The following is a 9,417-nucleotide window of genomic DNA, read 5'->3' on the forward strand; positions in this document are numbered from 1 at the left end:
CTCTACTCCACCCGCTCCTAGCGCTTCTTGTTCGTCTTGCGGCGGCGGACGATGTACTTGCTGCTCGCCTTCTTCGGTGAGCGCGTACGACCTTCCTTCTGGCCCCAGGGCGAGACCGGGTGGCGACCACCGGAGGTCCTGCCCTCGCCACCGCCGTGCGGGTGGTCGATCGGGTTCATCACGACACCGCGGACGGTCGGGCGCACGCCCTTCCAGCGCATGCGGCCGGCCTTGCCCCAGTTGATGTTCGACTGCTCGGCGTTGCCGACCTCGCCGACCGTGGCGCGGCAGCGGATGTCGACCAGCCGGATCTCGCCGGACGGCATCCGCAGGTGGGCCATGCGGCCCTCCTTCGCCAGGAGCTGCACGTGCGCACCGGCGGAGCGGGCGAACTTCGCGCCGCCCCCGGGCTTCAGCTCGATGGCGTGGATGACGGTACCGACCGGGATGTTGCGCAGCGGCATCGCGTTGCCCGGCTTGATGTCCGCGCCGGCGCCGTTCTCGATCCGGTCGCCCTGCTTCAGGCCGGCCGGCGCGAGGATGTAGCGCTTCTCGCCGTCGGCGTAGTGCAGCAGCGCGATGCGCGCGGTGCGGTTCGGGTCGTACTCGATATGCGCGACCCGGGCAGGGACACCGTCCTTGTCGTGCCGACGGAAGTCGATCACGCGGAAGGCACGCTTGTGGCCACCGCCCTGGTGGCGGACGGTCACACGACCGGAATTGTTTCGGCCGCCCTTGCTGTGCAGCGGGCGGACCAGCGACTTCTCCGGCGTGGACCGCGTTACCTCGACGAAGTCGGCGACGCTGGCGCCACGACGGCCAGGAGTCGTCGGCTTGTACTTGCGGATACCCATTTCTTCAGTCCTCGTCCGTAACGGACAGCCCTGTCGGTCCCCGTCAGGAGACCGGGCCGCCGAAGATGTCGATGCGCTCGCCCTCGGCGACGGTCACGATGGCGCGCTTGGTGTCGGCGCGCTTGCCGTAGCCGGTGCGGGTGCGCTTGCGCTTGCCCTGGCGGTTGATCGTGTTGACCCCGATGACCTTGACCTGGAAGACCTTCTCCACGGCCTGCCGGATCTGGGTCTTGTTCGCCCGCGGGTCGACGATGAACGTGTACTTGTTCTCGTCGAGCAGCGCGTAGCTCTTCTCCGAGACGACGGGCTTCAGCAGCACGTCGCGCGGGTCGTCATAGGTCTTGCTGGTGACGGTGAACTCCGTCGCCGTCTCGTCCGCGGCCTCGGCCTCGGTCTTGTCCATGTCGACCATCAGGCGTCGCTCCCTTCAGCCTTCTGGAGCTCGACCTCGTCGGCCACGGCCTTGCCGCCCTTGACGGGGCCGGCCACGAACCGCTCGAAGGCGGCCTGCGTGAAGACCACGTCGTCGGAGACGAGCACGTCGTACGTGTTGAGCTGACCGGCGTCCAGGATGTGCACGTCGGGCAGGTTCCGGGCGGACAGCAGCGCCAGGTCGTCGTCCCGCTCGATGACCAGCAGCACGTTCTTGCGCTCGCTGACCTTGCCGAGGAGGGTCTTGGCGGCCTTGGTCGATACCTCGCCGTCGACCACGCCGGTGACGACGTGGATCCGGCCGAGGCGCGCCCGGTCCGAGAGAGCGCCGCGCAGTGCGGCGGCCTTCATCTTCTTCGGGGTCCGCTGCGAGTAGTCGCGCGGCACGGGGCCGTGCACGATGCCGCCGCCCGCGAACTGCGGGGCGCGGATCGAGCCCTGGCGGGCGCGGCCGGTGCCCTTCTGGCGGTACGGCTTCTTGCCGCCGCCGCGGACCTCGCCGCGGGTCTTCACTTTGTGCGTGCCCTGCCGGGCCGCGGCCAACTGGGCGGTGACGACCTGGTGGATCAGCGGAATGCTGACCTGCGCGTCGAAGATCTCCGCGGGGAGCTCGACGGTCCCGGCCTTCTCGCCCGCCGGCGAAAGGATGTCAACGGTGCTCATTACCTCAGGCCCCCTTGGCCGCGCTACGGACCAGGACGAGGCCGCCGTTCGGACCGGGGACGGCGCCCTTGATGAGCAGCAGTCCCTTCTCCGCGTCAACGGCGTGGACGGTCAGGTTCTGGGTGGTGACCCGCTGGTTGCCCATCCGGCCGGCCATCCGCATGCCCTTGAACACGCGGCCCGGGGTGGCGCAGCCACCGATGGAGCCCGGCTTGCGGTGCACGCGGTGGGCGCCGTGGCTGGCCTTGCCGCCGGCGAAGCCGTGGCGCTTCATGACACCGGCGAAGCCCTTGCCCTTGCTCTTGCCGGTCACGTCTACCTTCACGCCGGCCTCGAAGGTCTCGGCGGTCACCTCCTGGCCGAGGGTGTACTCGGAGGCATCCGCGGTGCGGATCTCCACCAGGTGGCGGCGGGGAGTGACGTCGGCCTTGGCGAAGTGGCCCTTGAGGGGCTTGTTCACCTTGCGCGGGTCGATCTCGCCGAAGGCGATCTGGACGGCGTCGTAGCCGTCGGAGTCTGCGGTGTGGACCTGGGTGACGACACAGGGGCCGGCCTTGACCACGGTCACGGGGACGATCCGGTTGTTCTCGTCCCAGACCTGGGTCATGCCGAGCTTCTCGCCCAGGACACCCTTGATCTGCTTAGCCATCTCTTCGCGACCTCTCAGAGCTTGATCTCGATGTCGACGCCGGCCGGGAGGTCCAGGCGCATCAGCGAGTCAACGGTCTTGGGGGTCGGGTCGAGGATGTCGATCAGACGCTTGTGGGTGCGCATCTCGAAGTGCTCGCGCGAGTCCTTGTACTTGTGCGGCGACTTGATGACGCAGTACACGTTCTTCTCAGTGGGCAGCGGCACCGGGCCCGCGACCGACGCACCAGTGCGGGTCACCGTCTCGACGATCTTCTTCGCCGAGGAGTCGATGACCTCGTGGTCGTAGGCCTTGAGCCGGATGCGGATCTTCTGTCCCGCCATGGCTTCTCAGCAGTCCTGTTCTCGTAGCGCTCCGGCGCCCGGCGGTCTCGCTGCGTACCCGTTCCCCGACCCACGCGGTCGGGCGTGTCGCAACCCTCCCCGCATTTCTCCCGCGAAAGCATGTCTCCTACGGACGTCCACGGAGGTCCGCGGTCCGCAGGAGTTTTCCTTGCAGGAAGAGGGGGGAAGATCCCACCAAGTGCCCTGGCCTGCACCGCGCTGACGCTTCCCGGAAGATTCCCGTACTTCCGCCCCTGATGAGGGGCGACGAATACGTGGGACTCGCTTCCGGTCCTCCCGGCGGGAGGCGCGCAGCATCGACGCTCAGCCGAGCAACCCGGTTAGTGTGCCATACGGCGCTCGGCTCGCGCCAATCGGCCCAAATACCACACGGCCCCGGCGACCGCCCAGGGACCGGGCGCGTACCTGCGCCCAGGGCGCTTCTACGTACCGATCGGGCCCCGGGCGCGTACCGGCGCGTGGTAGCACTCGACTTCCCAGTATGCGTCCTGCGGGGAGCGCCCCCGGGGCAGGACGCGGATGCCGGAGGCGAAGGTCACGTTGCGGTCGGCGGACAGGACGAGGAGCACCGAGAGGTGCCGGTGGGTGAACTCTGTCTCCTCCTGGTAGTCCCAGTCGGAGACGACACCGCGGGAGTCGCCGTGCAGGAAGGGGCGCTGGAGGAAGTCCTGTACGGCGGGGGGAAAGTTCCCGAGGACAGCGGTGGTCTCGGCGTCGAGCCCGAGATCGACGGTGGGGAGGTGGCCGGCGCCGCGGGCGGCGGGGGCGCCGGGGGGCGGCGCCGGGGGCGTACGGGTGTCGAACGCCTGGCGGCGCAGGGCGCGGGGCTCGAACTGGAGCCGCTCGACGACGTGGGCGTGCCTGCCGTGCCGGGTGATGGGCTTGGCCTTGCACAGCCCGTTGGGCCCGAGGACGACGGCGCGGGGCCGGCCGGTGCGGTCGAGGCGGGCCCACCACTCCAGGATGGTGCCGGCCTTGGCCTGGAGCCGCGCCCGTACGTCGGGCCCGAGGATGTCCCAGCACTCCTCGCGGGTGGGGACGTCTTCGAGGGGGAGCTCGCCGGGCGGGTGGATCCGGGCGGCGGCTTCCTCCCCGCGCCGCCGGGCGGGGAGGGGGAGACCGTCGCGGACGGGTAACTCCCGCGGGGCCCGGCCGGGCACCTGCCGGGGCACCAGCCGGGCCCGCTCGCGGTCGGGATTCCCGGGGATCTCTGCACGTGCCATGTGTGTTCCCCCCTCGAATGGACACTTACGTGCAGTATCCACCGGCGAGCGGTACGTAGCCACGGGGTGCCGGGAGCGGGGAGCCGAGCACAGAAGCAAGGAGCCCCGCACGCGAACACGCATGTCCCGGCGCTCCTCCCCGTACTCCCGGCGACCCCCCTCACGTCCTCGGCACACGCTCAACCCGCTACTCGACCACCGGCGGACCCGCCTCCACCCGGCGCAGCACCGCGGACAGACTGTCCAGATCGGGGCCGGTCTGGACCTGGCGCTCGTCCCACCACGTGGCTCCCTCGTCCCGCAGGGGGCCGACGATGTCCTTGGCCCTGGCCCCGTCCGGCGGCGTGGCACCACCGAGTACGTACTCGAAGGGCCCTTCGGCCCCGGCCGCCGCGCGCTGTTCGCGTACGTACGCGAAGAGATCCCGTACCTCGGCCAGATCCGGTACGTATCCGTGGCGGGCCGACTCGAACAACGGCACCGCACCGTCCCACCGCGCTGCCCGCCGCATGGGAGGGCGGCGGGGCCAGAAGCCGCCGATCCACACCGGCGGACGGGGCTGCTGGACAGTTGCGGGCAGAAGGGTCACATCCTGGGCGTGGAAGTGCCGGCCGTGGTGGGTCACGGGCTCGCCGGACCAGAAGCGCTGGAGCAGGTCCAGGCCCTCGTCCAGGCGCTCGCCGAGCACCCGCGGCTCGGCGGTGTCGCCGAAGCTGCGGTACTCGTCCTCGATGGGACCGCCCAGGCCGGCGCCGAAGATCACGCGCCCGCCGCTGAGCTGGTCGAGGGTGGCGACCTGGCGGGCGAGTTGCTGCGGGAGGTAACGGGGGACGGGAGTGAGCAGGGGACCCAGCCGGAGCCGGGAGGTCGCCAGCGCGGCCGCGGTCAGCAGCATCCAGGGGTCGCCGAAGGGGCGGCCCAGATGGCGTCGGTGCAGGACGTGGTCCCAGACGAAGAGCCCGTCCCAGCCGGCCTGTTCGGCGGCTGCCGCGACGGTGGCGACGTTGCGGGGGGCGGCGAAATCACCGAAGTTCGGGATGTTGACGGAGAAGCGCATCCCCGCAGGATGCGCAGCGTACGGCGCGGCGGCAATGACCTTCCCTACGCATCGGCCGTACGACGGACCGGCGGCGTAGATCGATGAGGCCCGTCGTCCGTGCGCGCGGTAGTGCCTCAGAGGACTACTCGGCCCGTCGGCGAGCCTGCTCGCTGTCGTCCCGCACGAAGACGAGCCGCGTGGCGTGCCCGCCCATGCGAGGCCGGGAGAGTTCGTATCCGAATCCATCGGCCATGCCGCCCATCCCGCAGGCCGGACGCGGACAGGTCGCGGCCAGGTCGCGGCCCGCGAAAGGTGCGCGACGCCCTTCAGAAAATGACATCAATGCCGGGCGCAATCGAGTCAGCCGGGCCTGAGCCGTCGCCGGTGGTAGGTTCTCGGCGAGATTTTCGTGCTCCCGAGGAGAGGGCGATTGCCGTGAGCTTCAGCGAAACCCTTCCGCTGGCTTTCGTCATGATCGCGGGACCACAGATCGTCACCTCGTTCTTCCTGGCGACGAGCGGGCGCTGGGCTGCGAATTCCCTTGCTTATGTCCTCGGCGCCGCGATCTCCGTCACCACGACGGTCACGGTCGCCTACTTCGTCGCCAAAGGCGTCAACAACTCGGCGAGCGGCCACAAGGCGGCCTTCGACCGCAGCATCGACGGGATCGTGCTCGTGCTGATGCTGTTCCTGATCGTGCGCGTTTACCTCACCCGCGAAAGGTCCCAGCCGCCGAAGTGGATGGGCAAGTTGCAGGCGGCGGAGCCGAGGTTCGCCCTTCAGATGGGCCTCGCCCTCATGGGCGTCTTCCCGACGGACATCGCAAGCTCGGTCGCGGCCGGTTTCCACGTCGAACGCAGCGGCGACCCCTGGTGGCAGTGCCTTCCCTTTGTGGCGCTGACCCTGCTGCTCCTGGCGATGCCCGCGCTGTGCGTCGTGTTCCTCGGGAGACGGGCCGAGGTCGTCCTGCCGAAGATCCGCGACTGGATGAACTCCCACTCCTGGGTGATCAGCGAGATCGTCCTGGTGTTCTTCGCCGCGATCGCGATCAACGGCCTCATCAAGGGCTAGCCGGGCGGCAGACGGTCTCGAACCCGGCGCCGCAGGGAGCGCGGAACGACCGCCGCGGCGTGGAAGCCGGCCTCGTCAGCACTCACACCGATCTTCCCGGGTACGGGGTTCATCAAATTCCAGACTGCGAAGCACCTCTACTGCATGCCCGGCGTACAGGTCCCAGTGCGCATGGGCCGGAGTCAGCATCGTGACGACAGCCACCGCTTCTTGGCCGTCGCCCGCTTCTCGCGGTAGCGGAATGAACGCCTGCAACTGCCGCATCACGATGGATACCTGTGCCCCCTGCGGCACATCACCCTTCGGGATGACGTACGGAAACTCACTGGCAAACACAGCAGCCTTCCACACGGCAGGTCGAACGGCTTTCCCCGCACTCGCGAACCACGCTCACTCCGCCCGAAAGCGGACACCATTCCCGCCACCGCGGTACCGGGTGCGCCATAACCCGTGCGCCGAGCGGCCACGATGAGCGGGCCCAGGCTCATCTGCCCTCCGTGCTGATGCAGGCAAAACCCGGCGTGGACGGTACCTGCGAACCGGAGTCCCTGCGAAAAGTTGTACAGATTGGCAACCGCCTGGGCCACTACCATGAGGCTGAACAACGAGTACGCCCCGGCGCCGTAGAACTGCCCCGCCCGCACCTTCGTCACCCGTGCCCCCGAGGCCGCCGCCTCCGCCGCGGCCTCCTCCCAGACCCCGGCCCTGGCGCGGCCCTTGGGGCCGGTCGCGGCCAGCGGGAGGTCCGGCGTGATCGTCCGGCGACCGGCCCGTACGCGTAGAGGTTGCCGAGCATGACGTACGCCGCCCCCGTCCGCCGCACCGCGTCACGCCCACGGCGTACCGCGCGAGCTTCAACCGGGCCCGCACGGGCGTCCGCTGAGGCCGCCCGCCGTGCGGGACGGGACGGGGCGGTCGTGGGCTGCGGTCAGGAGCCGGCTGCGCCGCGGGGGGTCTGCCGCTCGCCGAGCGCCGTATCCAGCGCCTGGCGGCAGAGCCTGTCCGCGGCCCGCGTCGTCTCGGGAAGCCGATACCGCCCCGCCAGCCTGAGCGTGAGCGCACAGGCGTCGTCCACGCCGATCAGGTGGCCGGCGGACACGTACACGGGTTTCACCCCGGCCTGCGTACGAAGGGCGCACCCCACCGTCTCCGTACCGTCCAGAAGCGGCGTCGACGAACCCCGCTCGGCTCCCGGCACCTCGCACCGGAAATACAGCGGATTCTTCGCCACTCCGAACGACGGAATCCCCGTCAGCACCCCCAGGTGACTCGCCAGACCGACGCGACGGGGATGAGCGATGCCGTAGCCGTCGCACACGAACACATCGGGAGGATCACCGAGTTTGCGCAGCGCCTCAGCAACCGCGGGAATCTCCCGAAAGGCCAGCAGGCCGGAGACATACGGGAACTCGATGCGCGAAACAGCGGTCACCGAATCGACGACGTCCAGACTCGCCACATCCAGCACGACGACCGCCGCCGCACACGCCCCCGACTCGTCGTCGTACGCCACATCGACCCCGGCGGCCGTGCGCCATTGCGCTACGTCGTGCGCCGACTCGACCCGTACGAGCCCCCGCAACCGCTCCTGCTCCGCCACCGCCTCCTCGACGGTCCGAGGATGGCGAAGCCCGCCGGCCAGTTCCACGCGAACCCCTTTGCAACTCTCCGGCGGTCGCGCGGTCACCGGCCGGAGTCGCACCTGCCGGGCCTGGTCCTCAGGGACGTGGACGACCACCCCGAACGGGCCACGGTACCCGCCCTTCCCTGACCGGAGATCACCCCCGAACCGCCCCCGCGGCACCTCTGCCGCCCCACCCGGCCCGGCACCGCACAACGCGCCCCATTCCGCGAACGCCCCCGCCGCCCCCCGCACCGCCCGGTCGCCCTCCCCGCCGCCCGGGCCGGACAGGTGGCCGCGGGAAGGGAAGCAAGCGCCCCCGCCTCGTCCCGCAGCGCCTGCCGCTCGGCCGCGGCGCCGGTGGCGGGAACGCGGGTGACCCGGGTGGCAGACGGCTCGGCCGCGGACGCGGGGAATGGCAATGCGACCAAGATTCCCACCACGAACAACGCGGCCAGAATCTCTCGCAAACACCTCACGGCTGGCACGGTTCCACCAACTCCCGGGTCGAGCGACGATGCGCAAGGAGACTCGACGTTATAGGAGCCCCAACGGCACGCACCACCCCACAATCGAGGCCGTTGACGACGACCACACGGAGCACCGTTCTCACCAGCCCTTCGGAATTCCATTCCACCTTTCGAGATCGGTTCCCTGCCCGAGCAGACAGGCTCCAGCGAGCCCCCGGAGGATCACGAAGGAACATCGGCCGTTCGTTCGGGGCCGGCACGGACTACGAAGGCGCGCGTCACGGCTGGCACTCGGCCGCACCCCTTTCGGAGGAGATGTCGGCAGTCCGCCAGACGCCGTGCTCGCTCTTCTGCAACTCGGCGCGGTAGTAGACGTAGCTGTTCTCTGTGACCGGCGTGACATACACCTTCCCGGTCTCAAGACTCTTGCTGAAGCCCTCGCTCTCGTCGGCACAGAACGTGAGCGTTGCCGCTCCGTCCTCGTTCAGTGTCACCTTCCGGTCGAGATAATGGACGTCTCCTGTCACGGTGAGCTTCTCTTCCTTGAATTCCCCGACCCAGTCGGACGTCTCGGCTCGTGCCCGACCGATGTTGTAGTAGCTGAGGGCGTCGTCATTCGGGTCCTGGCCGACGATGGCGGCGAACACTGCTTTCATGCGCTCGGCGTTGCCGCGCAGGACGGCGTCTTTGACGGGATCACCCGTCTCCTCCGGGTCGAATGTCACCTTGAGATCCGCGGGCAACCTGATCTCCGGTCCGGCCGCCGCCTCATCCGAGAGGCTCAGCGACGGCGACAACTCCACTGTGCCGAGCCCCTGGCTCTTGCCACTCGGCGAAGTGTCGTCGTCACCACTGCAGCCGGCCAGCAGCAGGCTCAACGCGGCAGCCGCTACGGCGGTGACAGGAACGGCGCGGGGAAACACGATCAACTCCCGGTTTCGATGACCAGACGTCCTACGGCCGGCGCCGGCCGCTCCGGGCAGGAGACGTCGAGCTTCCCGGGCCACCCGAGGCACGTTGCCCATCGGACAGCCCAACTCCGCAGTCGGCC

At 69.5% G+C, this 9,417-nt stretch carries 11 protein-coding genes; 1 reads left to right on the forward strand and 10 read right to left on the reverse strand.

Annotated elements, in window-relative coordinates; translation table 11 throughout:
- Window positions 1-17: 17 nt before the first annotated feature.
- The 7 genes from rplB to CXR04_RS13600 form a co-directional block, all read right to left on the reverse strand.
- Window positions 18-854, reverse strand: a complete 837-nt coding sequence (gene rplB / locus CXR04_RS13570; protein WP_101422280.1) for a 50S ribosomal protein L2 — start codon at window positions 852-854, stop codon at window positions 18-20.
- A 43-nt stretch (window positions 855-897) separates the two neighbouring features.
- Entirely contained in the window at window positions 898-1,266 is a 369-nt protein-coding gene (rplW, locus tag CXR04_RS13575) for a 50S ribosomal protein L23 (RefSeq protein WP_101422281.1), read from the reverse strand.
- On the reverse strand, window positions 1,266-1,949 hold the full coding sequence (rplD, locus tag CXR04_RS13580) for a 50S ribosomal protein L4 (RefSeq protein WP_101422283.1): 684 nt from the start codon (window positions 1,947-1,949) through the stop codon (window positions 1,266-1,268). The genes rplW and rplD overlap by 1 nt, the downstream gene beginning before the upstream one ends.
- 4 nt (window positions 1,950-1,953) lie before the next feature.
- Window positions 1,954-2,598: a 50S ribosomal protein L3 gene (rplC, locus tag CXR04_RS13585; protein WP_101422285.1), complete on the reverse strand. Its 645-nt coding sequence runs from the start codon at window positions 2,596-2,598 to the stop codon at window positions 1,954-1,956.
- A gap of 14 nt (window positions 2,599-2,612) precedes the next feature.
- A complete protein-coding gene (rpsJ, locus tag CXR04_RS13590; RefSeq protein WP_003948644.1) occupies window positions 2,613-2,921 on the reverse strand; it encodes a 30S ribosomal protein S10 in 309 nt (102 codons plus the stop codon).
- Between the two features lie 443 nt (window positions 2,922-3,364).
- The gene (locus CXR04_RS13595) at window positions 3,365-4,165 is read right to left on the reverse strand and encodes a hypothetical protein (protein WP_101422287.1); all 801 of its coding nucleotides are present in this window, start codon (window positions 4,163-4,165) and stop codon (window positions 3,365-3,367) included.
- A gap of 187 nt (window positions 4,166-4,352) precedes the next feature.
- Window positions 4,353-5,222 (reverse strand): LLM class flavin-dependent oxidoreductase, encoded by an 870-nt coding sequence (locus tag CXR04_RS13600; RefSeq protein ID WP_101422289.1) that lies wholly within the window; start codon window positions 5,220-5,222, stop codon window positions 4,353-4,355.
- A 417-nt stretch (window positions 5,223-5,639) separates the two neighbouring features.
- Between CXR04_RS13600 and CXR04_RS13605 the strand changes: the two genes are divergently transcribed.
- Window positions 5,640-6,275 carry a GAP family protein gene (locus tag CXR04_RS13605; RefSeq protein ID WP_101422291.1) on the forward strand — a complete coding sequence of 212 codons (636 nt, stop codon included), beginning with the start codon at window positions 5,640-5,642 and terminating at the stop codon, window positions 6,273-6,275.
- Window positions 6,276-6,350: 75 nt separating this feature from the next.
- Here the strand turns inward: CXR04_RS13605 and CXR04_RS34815 are convergent, their stop codons facing one another.
- The 3 genes from CXR04_RS34815 to CXR04_RS13620 all read right to left on the reverse strand — a co-directional run bounded on the left by CXR04_RS34815 (window position 6,351) and on the right by CXR04_RS13620 (window position 9,244).
- Window positions 6,351-6,611: a hypothetical protein gene (locus CXR04_RS34815; RefSeq protein WP_159072312.1), complete on the reverse strand. Its 261-nt coding sequence runs from the start codon at window positions 6,609-6,611 to the stop codon at window positions 6,351-6,353.
- Between the two features lie 592 nt (window positions 6,612-7,203).
- On the reverse strand, window positions 7,204-7,923 hold the full coding sequence (locus CXR04_RS13615; protein WP_101422293.1) for an endonuclease V: 720 nt from the start codon (window positions 7,921-7,923) through the stop codon (window positions 7,204-7,206).
- Between the two features lie 721 nt (window positions 7,924-8,644).
- On the reverse strand, window positions 8,645-9,244 hold the full coding sequence (locus CXR04_RS13620) for a hypothetical protein (RefSeq protein WP_234380213.1): 600 nt from the start codon (window positions 9,242-9,244) through the stop codon (window positions 8,645-8,647).
- Window positions 9,245-9,417 lie beyond the last annotated feature (173 nt).

The organism is Streptomyces sp. CMB-StM0423, assembly GCF_002847285.1.
Taxonomy (GTDB): domain Bacteria; phylum Actinomycetota; class Actinomycetes; order Streptomycetales; family Streptomycetaceae; genus Streptomyces.

Coding starts and splice junctions, on each gene's coding strand:
- rplD (WP_101422283.1), bottom strand. CDS start 1,949: ATGAGCACCGTTGACATCCTTTCGCCGGCGGGCGAGAAGGCCGGGACC.
- rplW (WP_101422281.1), bottom strand. CDS start 1,266: ATGGTCGACATGGACAAGACCGAGGCCGAGGCCGCGGACGAGACGGCG.
- rpsJ (WP_003948644.1), bottom strand. CDS start 2,921: ATGGCGGGACAGAAGATCCGCATCCGGCTCAAGGCCTACGACCACGAG.
- CXR04_RS13600 (WP_101422289.1), bottom strand. CDS start 5,222: ATGCGCTTCTCCGTCAACATCCCGAACTTCGGTGATTTCGCCGCCCCC.
- rplB (WP_101422280.1), bottom strand. CDS start 854: ATGGGTATCCGCAAGTACAAGCCGACGACTCCTGGCCGTCGTGGCGCC.
- CXR04_RS13595 (WP_101422287.1), bottom strand. CDS start 4,165: ATGGCACGTGCAGAGATCCCCGGGAATCCCGACCGCGAGCGGGCCCGG.
- rplC (WP_101422285.1), bottom strand. CDS start 2,598: ATGGCTAAGCAGATCAAGGGTGTCCTGGGCGAGAAGCTCGGCATGACC.